Consider the following 15,276-nt stretch of genomic DNA (forward strand, 5'->3'; position numbering starts at 1 on the left):
ATATAGATTCGATGACCGTGGATGTCTGCGTGACCAGCGCCGATAGCCTTACTGTCGAATCATGAATCGTGAGCCGTCCATCCTGATCATCGGCGCCGGGTTCGCCGGGCTCGGCATGGCGCTGGAGCTGCAGCGCCACGGCCTGACCAACTTCACCATTCTGGAGAAGGCCGCCGATCTGGGCGGCGTCTGGCGGGAGAACACCTATCCCGGAGCGGCCTGCGATGTGCCCTCACCGCTGTACTCGTGGTCGTTCGAGCCGAAATCCGATTGGCCGCGCCGATTCTCGCATCAGGCCGATATTCACGAGTACATGCGCACGGTCGCCGAGAAGCACGGCCTGCCCGCGAAAATCGAGTTCGGGGTCGAGGTCGTCGAGGCGGAATTCGATGAGCAGTCCGGCATTTGGCGTGTGCGCACCTCCGACGGCGTCACCCATATCGCGGACATTCTGATTCCGGCGGTGGGGCAGCTCTCCCGCCCGGCCATGCCGAATCTGCCCGGCATCGACAGTTTCACCGGTGCGGCTTTCCATTCCGCGCAATGGGATCATTCGGTCGATCTGACCGGCAAACGCGTGGCATGCATCGGCACGGGAGCCAGTGCCATTCAATATATTCCGGCGATCCAGCCGAAAGTCGCGCAGCTGACCCTGTTCCAGCGCTCGGCCGCCTGGGTGCTGCCCAAGTTCGACACCGAGTACACCGCGCTGCATCACACCCTGTTCAAGCATGTGCCCGGTACGCGCGCGGCGGAGCGGTTCGCGATCTGGGCGCTGTTCGAGGTACTCGCGTTGGCGCTCACCGATATTCCCGCCATGAAGACGCCGGTGATCGCGCTCGCGGATCGGCACCGGGAGAAGCAGGTGCCCGATCCGGCCTTGCGCGCCAAGCTGACTCCCGATTACGCGGCGGGCTGTAAGCGCGGACTGTTCTCGAACGAGTACATGCCCGCGCTGGGACAGCCCAATGTGCACGTGGAGACCACGGCCATCGAGGCCGTCACCCCCACCGGCATCCGCACCGCCGACGGGGTCGAGCATCCGGTGGATGTGATCGTGTACGGCACCGGGTTCAAGGGCACGGAATTCCTTGCGCCCATGCATATTTACGGGTTGAACGGACGCAAGCTGGCCGATGAGTGGTCGGCGGAGGGTGCGCGGGCATACCTCGGGATGTCGGTGCCGGGCTTCCCGAATCTGTTCATGATGTACGGGCCGAATACCAATGTCGGCTCGGGGTCGATCATCTACATGCTGGAGTCGCAGGCCCGGTACATCCGGCAGGTGGCGGAGTATCTGGCCGCGAAGCCCGGCCGGTTCCTGGCGGCCAAGCCCGAGGTCGAACAGTCCTGGGACGACTGGTTGCAGCGGCGTTTGAAGGACACGCCCTGGAACTTCTGCTCCAGCTGGTACCGCAACGCCTCGGGGCGGATCACCAATAACTGGCCCGGGGCCACGGTGCTCTTCCGCTGGAAGACAAGCACTTTCAAGCCGTCCGATTATGACGAGGAGCGCGCCCCGGGACGCTGAGATTCACACCCTTGACTCACCCTCCGAACTGTCTGAGACTGTTACTGCCATCACCTCGAATTGTCTGAGACGCAGACAATGAGATCGGCAGACCGTTCGGAGGGTCTCAATGACGCTGCACTCTTCGCCCCCGGCCCACTCGACCGCCGCCATCCCCGTCGAAACCCTGCCCGAACGCACCGCCCGCTGGGCCCGCGAATGCGCCGAATGGGCCAAGGTCCCCTTCCTGCCGGCGGGCACCCGGGTCGGCCGGGTCTACGACGTGGTCGGCCCGCGCAATCTCTTCGGCGAGGATTCGCTGTTCATCAATCTCGGCTACTGGCACAACAATCCGGCCAGCCTGGACGAGGCCAGCCGCGAGCTGGCCCGGCTGGTCGCGCGCGAGGCCGAACTCGGCGCCGACGATATCCAGCTCGATATCGGATTCGGCTACGGCGATCAGGATTTCCTGTGGGCGCGCGAATTCGGCCCGCAGCAGATCATCGGCATGAATATCGCCACCGAACAGATCGAGATCGCCACCCGCCGCGCCGCCGAACTCGGCCTGAGCGATCAGATCAGCTTCGAATACGGCTCGGCCGTGAACCTGCCGCGCCACGACGAATCCTGCACCAAGGTGACCGCGCTCGAATCGGCCTTCCACTTCCCGTCCTACCCCCGCTTCTTCGCCGAGGCGTTCCGAGTGCTGCGGCCGGGCGGCAAACTCGTCACCGCGGACATCGTCCTGCGAAATGATCTGCGCCGCTATAAGAAATCAATGCTCGCCGCCGGTTTCGACAATGTCCGCGTCTATTCGATCCGCGCCGACGTCTACCCACCCCTGGCCCGCTACCTCGCCAAACGCCTGCGCGATCCGGACATGCGCCGCGTGAATCCGGTCCTGCGCGCCACCTTCAGCGCCCCGGGCCTGCTGGCCTGGGGCCCCTGGGCCGACTACATCATCGCCGTCGGCGACAAGAGATAGCGCCCAAAACCATCCACACCGATATGAATGCACCCTCCCGGCCCCCAACCAGGTAGACTCCCCGATGTTCGGGTCGGCCACGGCCACCGGTTCAGCCTTCGTAGCTCAGGGGATAGAGCAACCCTCTCCTAAAGGGTAGGTCGCAGGTTCGATTCCTGCCGAGGGCACCTTCACGTCGCCCATCTCCCTCTTTTCACTTCTTTCGGGCACATTTGTGCTGCTCATATACCGTTCCGACACTGACCGCTACATAGTGTCGCGGTCACCCTTGCCTGCTCGGCATCCAGCGGGGTACCGTCGTGCCATGACGTGATCGCGACACCATGTCACGGTCAACGGTCAATCGATCAGGAGTGGCAGGGATGGAAACCACAGCGCATATCGCGACGGCCCGAGACGACGAGCACTACATCGAGACGCTGGCGACACTGTCGTACGGATCGGTGCACAAGCGGTTCGACCCCTATGTGGATATCGCTTGGGATGACCCGGATTTCGCGGTGCGGGCGGATGACGAGCGGTGGATTCTGCCGCCTTCGGATCCGTTCGGGGCGCATCCCTGGTATCGCGCGCTGCCGAAGGAGCGGCAGATCTTCATCGGGATGTGGCGGCAGGCCAATGTGGCGAAGGTGGGCCTGCAATTCGAGAACATCCTGATTCGCGGGCTCATGCAGTACGTGTTCCAGCTGCCCAATGGCTCGCCCGAATTCCGTTACTGCACACATGAATCCATCGAAGAGTGCAACCACACCATGATGTTCCAGGAGGTGGTGAACCGGATCGGGATGGATGTCGGCGGGATGCGGACCTGGGTGAAGTACGTCGGGCCGCTGGTGCCGTTCCTGGCCGGAATCTTCCCGGAGTGGTTCTTCGTCATGGTGCTGGCGGGCGAGGAGCCGATCGATCACGCGCAGAAGACACTGCTGCGGGCGGGCGCGGAGGCGCATCCCATGATCGAGCGGGTGATGTCGATCCATGTGGCCGAGGAGGCCCGGCACATCAGCTTCGCGCACAACTATCTGGAGAACGCGGTGCCGCGCATGGGCCGGTTCAAGAAGTTCGTGCTGTCCCTGGTTTTCGCGCCGACCATGCGAATCATCTGCGATCTCATCGCGGTGCCGACCCGAAAGTTCCGGCGGGACTGCGATGTTCCGCGCGAAGTGGTGAACGAGGTCTTCTGGAACAGCCCCGAATCGCGAAAGGTGTTGCGCGACTTCTTCGCCGATGTGCGCATGCTCGCCTACGAGCTGGATCTGATGAATCCGATCGCGCGCGTGCTGTGGAAGATCAGCCGCATCGACGGCCCGGCCTCGCGCTACCGCAGCGAGCCCGCCCGCACGGCGCACTGAGCCACCGTGCCACATATCGTCACGCAGTCGTGCTGCAATGACGCCTCGTGCGTGTACGCCTGCCCGGTCAACTGCATTCACCCGACGCCGGACGAACCGGATTTCGGCCGGGCAGAGATGCTCTACATCGATCCGGCCGCCTGCGTGGACTGCGGGGCGTGCGCGGCCGCCTGCCCGGTCGACGCGATCGTCCCGCACACCAAACTCACCGCGGGACATCAGGTTTTCGTGCGATTGAACGCGGACTTCTACGCCGGTCCGCGCCCGCGACCGCCGATGGCCCCGGTGCCGGCCATCCCCCGATTGCGACCGGCGCGCACCCCGCTGCGGGTCGCGATCGTGGGCTCCGGACCCGCCGCCATGTACGCCGCCGACGAACTGCTGCGGCATCCCGGAATTCGCGTCAACGTCTTCGAACGACTGTCGCGACCGCACGGCCTGGCCCGGTTCGGCGTCGCACCCGATCACACCGCCACCCGCCAGGTCACCGAGGTGTTCGACACCATCGCGCGGCAGGAAGGATTCGCCTACCACTTCGGTGTCGAGGCGGGCCGCGATATCAGCCATGCCGAACTGCTCGAGCATCACCACGCGGTGATCTACGCGGTCGGCGCGGCCACCGACCGCACCCTGGGCATTCCCGGCGAGGACCTGCCCGGCAGCGCCTCCGCGACCGAGCTGGTGGCCTGGTACAACGGGCATCCGGAGTATGCCGGGCGCGAGTTCGACCTGAGCCACGAGCGGGCCGTCGTGATCGGCAATGGCAATGTGGCGCTGGACGTGGCCCGCGTTCTCACCACCGATCCGGACCGGCTGGCCACCACCTCGATAGCTCCCTACGCGCTGGAGGCACTGCGGCACAGCAGGATTCGCGAAGTCATGGTGATCGGCCGCCGGGGTGTGGCGCAGGCCGCGTACACGATGCCCGAACTCACCGGGCTGGCACGGCATCCCGATGCCCGATTGCATACGCTCGCAGCGGAAGTCGCGGTGAGCGGGCACGCGAACGAACTGACCGGACCGCTGCCCGCACCGCACGAGTGGGCGAAGATCGAACTCGCGCGGGCGCAGGCCGCAGCGGTGCGAGAGGATGGTGAGCGCCGCGTCATCCTGCGGTATCTGCGCACTCCGCTCGAACTGCTGGGCCCGGATCGCGTGCGGGGAATCGTCCTGGCCCGCAACGAGATAGTCCACACCGACGGCGTAGCCCACGCCGTCATGACCGGCGATCGGGAAACCCTCGAGGTCGGGCTGGTGCTGCGCTCGGTCGGCTATCGCGGCACCCCGGTGCGCGATCTGCCGTTCGACGCGGCCTCCGCCACCGTTCCACATCGCGGCGGACGCGTATTCGATTCGGCCACCGGAGAATTCGTGCCCGGAGCCTATGTCGCGGGCTGGATCAAGCGGGGGCCCAGCGGATTCCTGGGCACCAATAAATCCTGCTCGCGCGAGACGGTCGAAACCCTGCTCGCCGACGCCGAGCGCAATCCGGCCCGATTCCCGGTGCGCGATGACACCGCCCTGCACGAGCTGCTCAGCGCTCGGATCACCGACTATCGCCCGCCCGCTATCGCAAAGCCCCTGTGGCGCAAGGCCCTGCGCCTGACGCCCGCCACCGTCTGATATCGAAGAAGAGAGCTACCCAAGTGACAAGCCCCTATCGTTCCCGCTGGCTCGACGATGATCTCGACGCCCTGCGCGAACTGGCGCGTTCCTTCTGCGAGAAGGAGATCGCCCCGCATAAGGAGCGGTTCATCGAACAGCATCACGTGGATCGCGACCTGTGGCAGGTCGCCGGTGCGCTGGGCCTGCTGTGCATGTCCATTCCCGAGGAATACGGCGGTGGCGGCGGCACTTTCGCGCATGAGGCGGTGCTGATCGAGGAGCAGGCCCGGATCGGTGATTCGTCCTGGGGCGCGGCCCTGCACAGCGGCATCGTGGCGCACTATCTACTCTCCTACGGCACCGAGGAGCAGAAGCGGGCGTGGCTGCCGCGCATGGCATCGGGTGAGGTGGTCGGCGCGATCGCCATGACCGAACCCGGCACCGGCTCGGATCTGCAGAATGTGAAGACGCGGGCGGTGCGGGACGGCGACGAGTACATCGTCGACGGCTCCAAGACGTTCATCACCAATGGCGGTCAGGCCGATCTGATCCTGGTGGTGGCCAAGACGGGAACCGCAGGGGCGGCGGGCATTTCGCTCGTCCTGGTCGAAGGCGATCGCCCGGGCTTCCGGCGCGGCCGGGTGCTGGACAAGATCGGCCAGCGCGGTCAGGACACCTCGGAACTGTTCTTCGACGCCGTGCGGGTGCCGGTGACGAACCTGCTCGGCACGGTCGAGGGACAGGGTTTCGTCCAGCTCATGCAGCAGCTGCCGCAGGAGCGCCTGATTCTCGCGGTGGGCGCCACCGTCGCGGTGGAAACCGCTCTCGCGCAGACGCTTTCGTACACCAAGGAGCGAGAGGCGTTCGGCAAGCCGATCTTCGCGTTCCAGAACACCAAGTTCACCCTCGCCGAGGTCGCCACCGAGGCGCGCATCATGCGGGTGTTCACCGATGACTGCGTCGACCGGCACGTACGCGGTGAACTCGATATCCAGACCGTCGCGATGGCCAAGTGGTGGACCACCGAGCGCGCCATGGCCAATATCGATCGGTGCCTGCAATTGCACGGCGGCTACGGCTATATGACCGAGTACCCGATCTCCCGGCTGTGGGTGGACAACCGGGTGCAGCAGATCTACGCGGGCACCAACGAGATCATGAAGGAGATCATCGCTCGCACGCTGTGAGCGTTGTCCTCGGCCGCTAGCCGAGCGTTCGGTACCCCGGGTGCACGCCCGGGGTCAGTTCGCGTGCGGCGGCAAGTTTCCGGAGCAGCACACTGAGCTGCTCGTATTCGGCGTCGGTCAGGCCCTCGAAGAGTTCGGTCTCGTGCGCGACGGCCATCTTCGCCATGCCCGCCAGCATTTTCCCGCCCTCCGAGGTGAGGTGCAGTTCGTGATTGCGCCGGTCGGTGGCGCTGCGACGGCGTTCGATCCAGCCCCGCTGGTCCAGCGGGTCGATCAGCGCGACCACCCGGCTGGGTACCACACCCAATTCCTCGGCGAGTGAGCGCTGGCTGCGCCCCGGCTGCGCCGCGATCATCCGCAGAATCCCGACTTCCGGTGGCGTGAGCCCGATTTCGGCGATGCGCTCGGCGAAACGCTGGGCCGCGTGCGCGCCCAGCTGTGCGAGCTGGAAGCCCGCCGCCCGCATCGGGCGGTCCGGCCGCGTCTTTCCCGAACCCTCTTGCTCCGCATCGACCACGGCGTTATCGTACACATCAGATAATCGTTCACTGAACAGAACGATTCACTTCTGAGAATGGATCGCCATGGCCGTAACAGCCGAATCGCCCGTCGCCTATCCCGCGCGCAGCCTGGAACCACCGCTGGGCGTACTCGCGGCCGCCTTCGCCGGGGTCTTCGTGGCGGGGCTCGTCATCAGCACCATCCGGGCCGGTGGCAGCCCGTTTCCGTCGCCCTTCGCGGACGCGGGCGACGCGCTGGACTACTTCCGCGACCAGCGCGCGGCCGTGCGCACCGGGGCGGTGCTGCAATACGCGAGCGCGATACCGCTCACCCTGTTCGTGGCCACCATCGCGCCCCGGCTGCGGCGGCACGCGGAGGGCTTCGGTCCCGCGCTCGCCACCCTGGGTGGCGCGCTGGCGGCGGTGTTCCTGTTCAGCTCCGGCACGATCAGCTGGGTGCTGACGGTGCCGGAGGTGACCGCCGATCCGGCCACCGTGCGGGCGCTGCACACGCTGGCGTTCCTGGTCGGCGGCCCGGCGAACGTGCTGTCCACGGGGTTGCTCATCGCGGGCATCGCGATCAGCGCACTGCCCCGGAAAGCGCTCTCGCCCCTGCTGATTCGCATCGGCCTGGCGATCGCCTGCATCGCCCTGCTGACCACGGTGGCGCTGACCTTCACCGCCGCCGCCTTCCTGCTGCCCATCGCGCGATTCACCGGCATGGCCTGGCTGATCACCGCGGGATTCCGGCTCCGCCGCGCGTAACCCCTTACCACCGAACGATTTACAGGAGTAGTGATGACTAACGAACTCACCGCCAAGCTGATCCGATTCCAGAAGCCCGAGCTGTCGCTGCCGTACCTGCAGGGCCTGGACGACGCGCGCATCGCGGGACTCTTCGGTATCGACCTCGACGAATACCGCGCCCAGCTGGCGGATCTGGAGACGCGCACCCGGGCCGCGGCCGCGGATCTGCTCACCGAGCCGGAGGTCGCCGAACAGGTGGATCGGCTGCCGTTCGCACCCGGACAGCGGGTGCTCGCATTCGGCGAGAGCAGTACCGCCGATCGACTGTCCTGGTTCGAGATCCTGAAGCAACTGGTGTGGTTGCGCAGGCCCGGCGACGGGATCGCCTTCACCAATCTCGCGGTCTCCGGGGCCACCACCACGCAGGTGCTGAAGGGTTCGGGCGCACTGGGATTCGTGCGGCCGGATTGGGTGCTGTGCCAGCTCGGGGCGAACGATACGCAGCGGGTGGGCGCGGACGGGGTGCGCGTGGTCAGCGCCGGGGAGACGGTGCGGAATTTCGACCTGCTGCGCGAGCGCGGCGGGGCCGCCCGGTGGGTGTGGCTCACGCCCACCGATGTGGACGAATCGCTGCTGGCCGAGTTCGCACCGTTCCGGGCGGCCGGGATCAGCTGGCGGGCCAAGGATCAGCTGGATACGGCGGCGGCGCTGGACGCGCGGCCGGAGGTGGTGATCGATACCCTCACGGTCACCCGCCCGCTGCCCGGGCAGCGCCTGTTCGAATCGGACGGTGTGCACCTGACGCCCGCCGGACAGGTGGCCGTGGCGCGCGCCGTGGTCACGGAATTGGCGCGCCTGGAGTGAGAAAATGTCGCAATGGCGCGTAATCGATCGATCGCTTTTCCCGCCGTTGCCGCCGCCGTGCTGATCGCCGCGACGGCGTGCTCATCCGCACGGCACGATACGCAGCCACCGCCCTCGGGCGAATTCCGCAAGCAGACTTTGCATTTCGCGACCACGGTGGGGCCGGACGATAAGACGTCCTGCGATGTGATCGGCGATCTCTACACCCCCGTGGACGCGAGCGCGGCGCATCCGGTGCCCGCCCTGCTCACCACCAACGGGCTGGGCGGGTCCAAGGAACAGGTCGCGATGTACGGCAATTACTATGCCGCGCACGGATATACGGTGCTCGCGTATTCGGGACTGGGACAGGGGGGTTCGGGCTGCCAGGTGTATCTGGACAGCCCCGACTTCGACGGGAAGGCCGCCACTCGGCTGGTGGACTTCCTCGGCGGGGTGGACGGTATCGCGTTCCAGGATGCCGCCCACACCCTGCCGGTGCCGGCACCGGATTACGTGGTGCACGACAAGACCGATCACGACGGGCACAGCGGCCCGCACGATCCGCGGGTCGGCATGGTCGGCGGCTCCTACGGCGGCGCGGTGCAATTCGCCGCCGCCGCAAGGGATCCGCGCATCGACGCGATATCGCCGATGATCACCTGGAACGACCTGTCGTACGCACTGGTGCCCAATGGCACCGGGCAGCTCACCGGGGTATCGACGGCGGTGCCGGGCGCGCCGAAGACGCAGTGGATGAACCGGCTCTCCGGCGGCAGCACCTGCCGGGCCGGAATGGCCGAGTTGTGCGGGCTGCGGGATGTGGTGTCCGGCAATGGCTATCCCACCCGGGAACAGGTGGATATGCTGCGCGCGGATTCGGTGGCGAGCTATCTGGGCAGGATCAGGATTCCGGTGCTCTTGATACAGGGCGAACAGGACACCCTCTTCAACCTCAACGAGGCCCGCGCCAGCTACGACGGCCTGCGCGCACAGGGCACCGAGACCAAGATGATCTGGATGTCGGCCGGGCATTCGGTGCTGACCCCCGAGCCGGGTTCCAAGGTGGGCGTGGTCGATCCGGCGGTGAACTACTGGGATGCCCGCCAGACGCGGTGGTTCGAACGCTATCTGCGGGACGGCGACGGTGACACCGGGCCGCGATTCGCGTACTACCGCAATTGGATTCCCTTCGCCGGCGATCCGGCGGCGGCGTACGGAACCGCCGACAATGCCGAGGTGGGCGCTCCGCGCACCATGTATCTCTCCGGGGATTCGCGCCTCACCGACGATCGATCCGCGGTGCGACCCGGAAATCAGGATCTGACGACGGGTCCCGGCGGCACCGAGCTGTCCTGGACCACCGCACCGGTCGGCACGGCCCTGGATATCGCGGGCATACCGAAGCTCACCGTGCGACTGGCTGCCGAGCAGCCGTTGAACGGGAGCGTCGCGGACGCGGCCGTGGTCTTCGCATCACTGTATGACGTTGCGGCGGATGGGAGTTCGGCCCTCATCGACGGCCTCATCACCCCCGCGCGCATTACCGGTCTGCAGGATCCGGTCACCATCAGCCTGTCCGGGCTGGTGCATCGGATCATCCCGGGTCACAGTCTGCGCCTGCGGATCTCGGGTAGCGCGGAAGGGTTCGACGCGCCCTCGGCCGTCCATCGCCTCACCATCGCGGCCGGACCGGAGCAGGCGCTGGTGCTGCCCGTGGTCGGTTCATAGCCACCGGTTCAGTACACGGTGTAGAACTCCCGGGCGATCTGGAAACCGTGGCCGGTGGTGGCATTGACGCACTGCACGTATTGCAGTGTCACGGTGCAGACGAAATTCCCCTGCCGCACCTGCTGACCGTAATCGACCACGGGCGAATGGAAGTCGATCGGCGCATCGGTGTGGCAGGTGATGCGCGCGCTCTCGGCCTGTACGCCGAACACATCGCCGTAGGCGCCGTGGCAGTTGTCCGGACGCTGCGGCGACACGTAGGAATGATCCCTGATCTGGCAAACCGCGCCCTCGGGTCCGAGCAGACAGCCGATATTGCCGGACGGTGCGACGAATTGACTGAGACTCGCGGCATCGGCCGTTCCGGCGTCAACACCGAAAGTGGCGGAAACGATGGCGGCGGCACCGGCAATCGTCGAAAGGTATTTGGCTTTCATGACATTGATATTGTGCCGCGCCGATTTCGAAAACCTTATCTCTCACTAATGGCGCTCAGCCGTCGAGCTGGACGGTATTCAGCATGAGTTGCAGCGCGGCGGCGCACGGATCGGGTTGCGCCGAATGATCCCGATTGTGCACCCACCAGGTGACCGTGCCGGAATCGGCGGCGGACAGGCCGCAGGCGCCCGGATCGCGGGGGTCGTGCCAGTAGAAGCCGCCGAAGCTCTTCACCACGGCGTTCTCGGTGCTGTAACCCAGGTCGGTGGCCGTCTGACGGTCGAACATGAGGGAGTTCTTCTTCAGCCAGCCGTAGGTGAGGCCGATCGGACCGCCGGTGGCCGATGTCCCGGTCCACGAGCAGATGGTGGGCGAAAGCTGCTGCCGCAGGCCGATTGCCGCGACGGTGCGTTCGATGGTGGCGGTGGGCAAGGGGCCGCAACCCGCCAGGGTGTTGTCTTCGGCGGGCGCGGCGACGGGTGCGGGTGGCGTGCTCGCGGAGCAGCCGGTCAGCATGCCGGTCACCAGCAGCACCGCCCCGATCGCGATTCGATTGACGCGCATGGGATTACCGTTTCGCCAAGGTAGCGGACGCCAGCCGGTCGGCCGCGGCGCAGGCGTTCCCGCCGGTGAATGCCGCGGAATCGACTGTCCAGGAAATGAAGTCGGTATCGCCGGTGCGGACCGCCGCTTCACAGGAGTGCGCGGCCTGCCAGCTGAAACCGGCGCGGCCGACGATATCGATGCTCGCCCGTCCGGCGGATGCTCCCGCCTCGGAGCGGTATTCGTCGATCGGGCTGTTGCGGAACCAGCGGAAGCTCACGCTGGATCCGTCCGCCGTCGCCCAGCGGCACAGCAGCGGATCGTCACCGATGAGTGTGAGCGCGCCTATTCCGGACAGGGTGATCACCTGGTTCGCGTCCGCGGATCCGCACAGGCCAACATCGAGCGCGGGCGTGATCTCGTGCGGGGTACTGCTCGGTGCGGCGGCCGGGGTTCCGGTGGCACCGGCACCGCAGGCCGACAGGGTCAGCGCGGCGAGCAGCGCCAGACCCGGTCCCGTCGTTCGCGCACGCACGAGTGCGATAGTAGCGACGCGGCCGCCGGGCGGCTCGTGGACGCTAGCTCACCACTCGCGGCCACGGATAGAACGCCAGGTGCAGCAGCAAAACCACCAGCAGGGCGAGCAGCACCGCGGCGACGGGATGCGCCCGGCGCTCCAGATAGCCGATGGTGCGGAAGAGCGTCGGGAAGGGCACGTCCCGGCTGAAGAACAGCGACAGGATGCTCGGGATCACCACCCAGACCAGCGCGATCACCCCGTACAGCACGTACGCGCCGAGGTAGGAGTCCGGGGACATGTGCCGGTCCCCGGCGGCGAACACCACGCCCAGGATGAGCGCCACCGCCGCGACCACGAGGTAGCCCGCGCCCAGCAGTTCCACATTTCCGGTGTCGGTGGTGACGCGGCCGTTCGCGGTGGTCGGTCGCCCGGCGACGGTGCGCGCCACGGGTTTCGGGCTGATCAGCAATTGCGGCACCGCGTAGTACGCGATCACCACGATCACGAACACCACGATCACGCGCACCACCGAATGCTGGGTTTGCAGATGTCCGATGGTCGCCGAAATGGTGGGCCAGCCCGCCACTCGGAAGACCGATGCCAATTCGGGCAGGGCAATAGCCAGACCCGCGAGGCCCCACATGAGGTAACCCCAGAATTCCGCCGAACGCCCCGCCGCTGTGGGCGCGGCCCCGGTACCGACCGCCTCCGTCATAAAACCGGTTCTACCACGCGAAACAGTGTGCGGACCGGAAGCTGTGCAGTCGATACCGGCCCGGTGCTGGGCCGATACCGATTGCTGCGCACCATCAGCCCAGGACGCCCGTTACGGCCTCGGCGGCGGCGACCAATTCGCCCGTGGCGGCCAGGCGAACGGCCGCCTCGATATCGGGGGCGAGGTAGCGGTCGGGGCCGGGGCCGGGGACCCGGTCACGCAGGGTGGCGATGACAGCGGCGGTGGCCGGGGCCGGGGTGAGGGGTGCGCGCATATCGATTCCCCTTGCGGCGGTGAGGATTTCGATGGCGAGCACCCGAGTCAGGCCGTCGACGGCGCGGCGCAGCTTGCGGGCGGCGGACCAGCCCATCGAGACGTGGTCCTCCTGCATGGCCGAGGAGGGGATGGAGTCGACGCTGGCCGGGGCGGCGAGCCGCTTGAGTTCGGAAACGATTGCGGCCTGGGTGTATTGGGCGATCATATGACCGCTGTCCACGCCGGGATCATCGGCGAGGAAGGCGTTCAGGCCGTGATTGCGGGCCACGTCCAGGAAGCGGTCGGTGCGGCGCTCGCTGATGCTCGCCACATCCGCGACCACGATGGCCAGGAAATCCAGCACGTAGGCGATGGGCGCGCCGTGGAAATTGCCATTGGATTCGACCCGGCCGTCCAGGGTGACCACCGGATTGTCCACGGCGCTGGCGAGTTCGCGCAGGGCGACGGTGCGGGCGTGCGCGGCGGTGTCCCGGGCCGCGCCCGCGACCTGGGGCGCACAGCGCAGCGAATAGGCGTCCTGGACGCGGGCGCAGTCCGGTCCGCGATGGCTGGCGACGATTTCCGAATCCGCCAGCACGCGGGTCATATTCGCGGCGGCCACGGCCTGTCCCGGATGCGGGCGCAGCGCCTGCAGATCGGCGGCGAAGACCCGGTCGGTGCCGAGCTGGCCCTCCACGCTCATGGCGGCGGCGATATCGGCCAGGCGCAGCAGGGCGTCCAGATCGTCCAGGGCCAGCACCAGCATGCCGAGCATGCCGTCGGTGCCGTTGATCAGCGCCAGGCCCTCCTTCTCGGCGAGCACCACCGGTTCGATTCCGGCCTGCGCCAAAGCCATTGCGGCGGGCAGCAGTTCACCGTCAGCGGTGCGTACGTGGCCCTCGCCCATGGCGGCCAGCGCGCAATGCGACAGCGGGGCGAGGTCACCCGAACAGCCGAGGCTGCCGTACTCGTACACGACCGGGGTGAGCCCGGCGGACAGCATGGCGGCATAGGTGCGCGCGACCTCCGGGCGCACGCCGGTGCGGCCGGTAGCCAGGGTGGACAGTCGCAGCAGCATGAGCGCGCGCGCCACCTCGGTCTCGACCTCCGGTCCGGAACCGGCGGCGTGCGAACGAATCAGGCTGCGCTGCAACTGGGTTCGCAGTTCCTGCGGAATATGGCGGCTGGCGAGCGCGCCGAATCCGGTGGAGACGCCGTACACCGGCTTCGGATCGTCCGCGAGTTCCTGTATGCGGGTGCGGCTTTCGGCGATCGCGGTGAGCGCCTCGGCCGATAGTTCGACCGATGCGCCGTATCGGGCGACCCGCACCACCTCCTCCGGGCTCACGGGTCCGATTCCCACGGTGACGGTGTCCCGCGAGACGGACCGGCCGGTGGTGTGTTCGATGGAGGCGCTCAATGCCTCTCCTTTCCTCAGACGTGTGCGTTGGTGACGCTTTCCGAGAGTGCGTCCAAGGCGGCGGCGGTGGCCGAGCCGGGGACGGCGGTGTAGACGACGAGCAGTTGATCGGGATCGCCCGGGAGCAGCAGGGATTCGTAGCCCATATCCAGCAGTCCGGCCTCCGGATGCTGAATTCGCTTGCCGCCGTGCGTCTTCTCCTTCACCGGGTGCGCGCCCCAGATGCGGCGGAAGTCGGGGCTGCGCTCGCTGAGCTCGTCGACCAGGGCGTGCAGGGCGGGATCGTCCGGATGCAGTCCGGCGTCGCGGCGCAGGAACGCGGCGGTCTCGACGGCGACAATCTCCCAGTCCGGATAGAACTCCGGCGCGACCGGGTTCAGGAACAGATACCGGGCCTGATTGCGTTCCGCGTCGGGCACCGAGGAGAAGCCGGAAACCTTGTCCCCCAGGGCATTCCAGGCGATCACATCCATCCGTCGGCCGAGCACGAACGCGGGCGCGGTCAGCGCGTCCAGCACCAGCCGGGTGCCCTCGCGCACGGTGGCGTGATACACCCCGCCCGTCGCGGCCGGGCGGGTGCCGGTGGGCCGGGCCAGCGCGTACAGGTGCAGGCGTTCGGGATCGGTGAGCCGCAGGGCCCGCGCGACCGCGTCCAGCACCGCGTCGGAGGCATTGCGCCCGCGCCCCTGTTCCAGCCTGATGTAGTAGTCCACGCTGACCCCGGCCAGCTGCGCCACTTCCTCGCGGCGCAGTCCGGGCACCCGGCGGCGGCCGTACTCGCGCAGCCCGGCGTCGGCAGGCGCGATGCGGGCGCGCCGGGATTGCAGAAATTCGCCGAGATCGGTGTCCATGCTCACCACCCTAGGTAAATCCCATCCTGGTACTGCCGGACCCAGGAAAACCGGACCCCTCGCTGGCCGCTTTTCGC

The 15,276-nt window shown here is 67.2% G+C and carries 15 protein-coding genes and 1 tRNA gene; 9 read left to right on the forward strand and 7 right to left on the reverse strand.

Going from position 1 to position 15,276, the window contains the following annotated elements; translation table 11 throughout:
• Positions 1 to 61 precede the first annotated feature (61 nt).
• The 6 genes from ACFVUS_RS17400 to ACFVUS_RS17425 all read left to right on the forward strand — a co-directional run bounded on the left by ACFVUS_RS17400 (position 62) and on the right by ACFVUS_RS17425 (position 6,636).
• Positions 62 to 1,531 (forward strand): flavin-containing monooxygenase, encoded by a 1,470-nt coding sequence (locus tag ACFVUS_RS17400; protein ID WP_387766798.1) that lies wholly within the window; start codon positions 62 to 64, stop codon positions 1,529 to 1,531.
• Positions 1,532 to 1,640: 109 nt separating this feature from the next.
• Positions 1,641 to 2,495 carry an SAM-dependent methyltransferase gene (locus tag ACFVUS_RS17405; protein ID WP_387766801.1) on the forward strand — a complete coding sequence of 285 codons (855 nt, stop codon included), beginning with the start codon at positions 1,641 to 1,643 and terminating at the stop codon, positions 2,493 to 2,495.
• Between the two features lie 94 nt (positions 2,496 to 2,589).
• Positions 2,590 to 2,662, forward strand: a tRNA-Arg gene (locus ACFVUS_RS17410).
• Positions 2,663 to 2,857: 195 nt separating this feature from the next.
• On the forward strand, positions 2,858 to 3,844 hold the full coding sequence (locus tag ACFVUS_RS17415) for a diiron oxygenase (protein ID WP_387766804.1): 987 nt from the start codon (positions 2,858 to 2,860) through the stop codon (positions 3,842 to 3,844).
• A gap of 6 nt (positions 3,845 to 3,850) precedes the next feature.
• Positions 3,851 to 5,467 (forward strand): FAD-dependent oxidoreductase, encoded by a 1,617-nt coding sequence (locus tag ACFVUS_RS17420; RefSeq protein WP_387766807.1) that lies wholly within the window; start codon positions 3,851 to 3,853, stop codon positions 5,465 to 5,467.
• Between the two features lie 23 nt (positions 5,468 to 5,490).
• Entirely contained in the window at positions 5,491 to 6,636 is a 1,146-nt protein-coding gene (locus ACFVUS_RS17425; protein ID WP_387766810.1) for an acyl-CoA dehydrogenase family protein, read from the forward strand.
• Between the two features lie 16 nt (positions 6,637 to 6,652).
• Here ACFVUS_RS17425 and ACFVUS_RS17430 read toward each other — a convergent pair whose 3' ends face one another.
• Complete coding sequence (locus tag ACFVUS_RS17430) at positions 6,653 to 7,153, reverse strand: MarR family winged helix-turn-helix transcriptional regulator (protein ID WP_387766813.1); 501 nt, start codon at positions 7,151 to 7,153, stop codon at positions 6,653 to 6,655.
• Between the two features lie 67 nt (positions 7,154 to 7,220).
• Between ACFVUS_RS17430 and ACFVUS_RS17435 the strand changes: the two genes are divergently transcribed.
• The 3 genes from ACFVUS_RS17435 to ACFVUS_RS17445 are packed head-to-tail and all read left to right on the forward strand — an operon-like array spanning position 7,221 to position 10,457.
• Positions 7,221 to 7,901: a hypothetical protein gene (locus ACFVUS_RS17435; protein WP_387766816.1), complete on the forward strand. Its 681-nt coding sequence runs from the start codon at positions 7,221 to 7,223 to the stop codon at positions 7,899 to 7,901.
• Between the two features lie 33 nt (positions 7,902 to 7,934).
• On the forward strand, positions 7,935 to 8,747 hold the full coding sequence (locus ACFVUS_RS17440) for an SGNH/GDSL hydrolase family protein (RefSeq protein WP_387766819.1): 813 nt from the start codon (positions 7,935 to 7,937) through the stop codon (positions 8,745 to 8,747).
• Positions 8,748 to 8,759: 12 nt separating this feature from the next.
• A complete protein-coding gene (locus ACFVUS_RS17445; protein WP_387766822.1) occupies positions 8,760 to 10,457 on the forward strand; it encodes a CocE/NonD family hydrolase in 1,698 nt (565 codons plus the stop codon).
• A gap of 8 nt (positions 10,458 to 10,465) precedes the next feature.
• Here the strand turns inward: ACFVUS_RS17445 and ACFVUS_RS17450 are convergent, their stop codons facing one another.
• From ACFVUS_RS17450 to ACFVUS_RS17475, 6 genes are all read right to left on the reverse strand, one after another.
• A complete protein-coding gene (locus ACFVUS_RS17450; RefSeq protein ID WP_387766825.1) occupies positions 10,466 to 10,894 on the reverse strand; it encodes a DUF6636 domain-containing protein in 429 nt (142 codons plus the stop codon).
• A 55-nt stretch (positions 10,895 to 10,949) separates the two neighbouring features.
• Entirely contained in the window at positions 10,950 to 11,459 is a 510-nt protein-coding gene (locus tag ACFVUS_RS17455; RefSeq protein ID WP_387766828.1) for a DUF3558 family protein, read from the reverse strand.
• Between the two features lie 4 nt (positions 11,460 to 11,463).
• Positions 11,464 to 11,973, reverse strand: a complete 510-nt coding sequence (locus ACFVUS_RS17460; RefSeq protein WP_387766831.1) for a DUF3558 family protein — start codon at positions 11,971 to 11,973, stop codon at positions 11,464 to 11,466.
• Positions 11,974 to 12,016: 43 nt separating this feature from the next.
• Positions 12,017 to 12,673: a hypothetical protein gene (locus ACFVUS_RS17465; RefSeq protein ID WP_387766835.1), complete on the reverse strand. Its 657-nt coding sequence runs from the start codon at positions 12,671 to 12,673 to the stop codon at positions 12,017 to 12,019.
• Between the two features lie 94 nt (positions 12,674 to 12,767).
• Positions 12,768 to 14,348 (reverse strand): histidine ammonia-lyase, encoded by a 1,581-nt coding sequence (gene hutH / locus ACFVUS_RS17470; protein WP_387766838.1) that lies wholly within the window; start codon positions 14,346 to 14,348, stop codon positions 12,768 to 12,770.
• Positions 14,349 to 14,362: 14 nt separating this feature from the next.
• Positions 14,363 to 15,199 carry a helix-turn-helix transcriptional regulator gene (locus ACFVUS_RS17475; RefSeq protein ID WP_387766841.1) on the reverse strand — a complete coding sequence of 279 codons (837 nt, stop codon included), beginning with the start codon at positions 15,197 to 15,199 and terminating at the stop codon, positions 14,363 to 14,365.
• Positions 15,200 to 15,276 lie beyond the last annotated feature (77 nt).

The sequence above is a fragment of the Nocardia sp. NPDC058058 genome (assembly GCF_042885355.1).
GTDB lineage: Bacteria > Actinomycetota > Actinomycetes > Mycobacteriales > Mycobacteriaceae > Nocardia.

What these genes read in the sequence shown, in the direction of transcription:
- ACFVUS_RS17400 (WP_387766798.1), top strand. Translation starts at nt 62, where the DNA reads ATGAATCGTGAGCCGTCCATCCTGATCATCGGCGCCGGGTTCGCCGGG.
- ACFVUS_RS17405 (WP_387766801.1), top strand. Translation starts at nt 1,641, where the DNA reads ATGACGCTGCACTCTTCGCCCCCGGCCCACTCGACCGCCGCCATCCCC.
- ACFVUS_RS17415 (WP_387766804.1), top strand. Translation starts at nt 2,858, where the DNA reads ATGGAAACCACAGCGCATATCGCGACGGCCCGAGACGACGAGCACTAC.
- ACFVUS_RS17435 (WP_387766816.1), top strand. Translation starts at nt 7,221, where the DNA reads ATGGCCGTAACAGCCGAATCGCCCGTCGCCTATCCCGCGCGCAGCCTG.
- ACFVUS_RS17440 (WP_387766819.1), top strand. Translation starts at nt 7,935, where the DNA reads ATGACTAACGAACTCACCGCCAAGCTGATCCGATTCCAGAAGCCCGAG.
- ACFVUS_RS17445 (WP_387766822.1), top strand. Translation starts at nt 8,760, where the DNA reads ATGGCGCGTAATCGATCGATCGCTTTTCCCGCCGTTGCCGCCGCCGTG.
- ACFVUS_RS17450 (WP_387766825.1), bottom strand. Translation starts at nt 10,894, where the DNA reads ATGAAAGCCAAATACCTTTCGACGATTGCCGGTGCCGCCGCCATCGTT.
- ACFVUS_RS17455 (WP_387766828.1), bottom strand. Translation starts at nt 11,459, where the DNA reads ATGCGCGTCAATCGAATCGCGATCGGGGCGGTGCTGCTGGTGACCGGC.
- ACFVUS_RS17465 (WP_387766835.1), bottom strand. Translation starts at nt 12,673, where the DNA reads ATGACGGAGGCGGTCGGTACCGGGGCCGCGCCCACAGCGGCGGGGCGT.
- ACFVUS_RS17475 (WP_387766841.1), bottom strand. Translation starts at nt 15,199, where the DNA reads ATGGACACCGATCTCGGCGAATTTCTGCAATCCCGGCGCGCCCGCATC.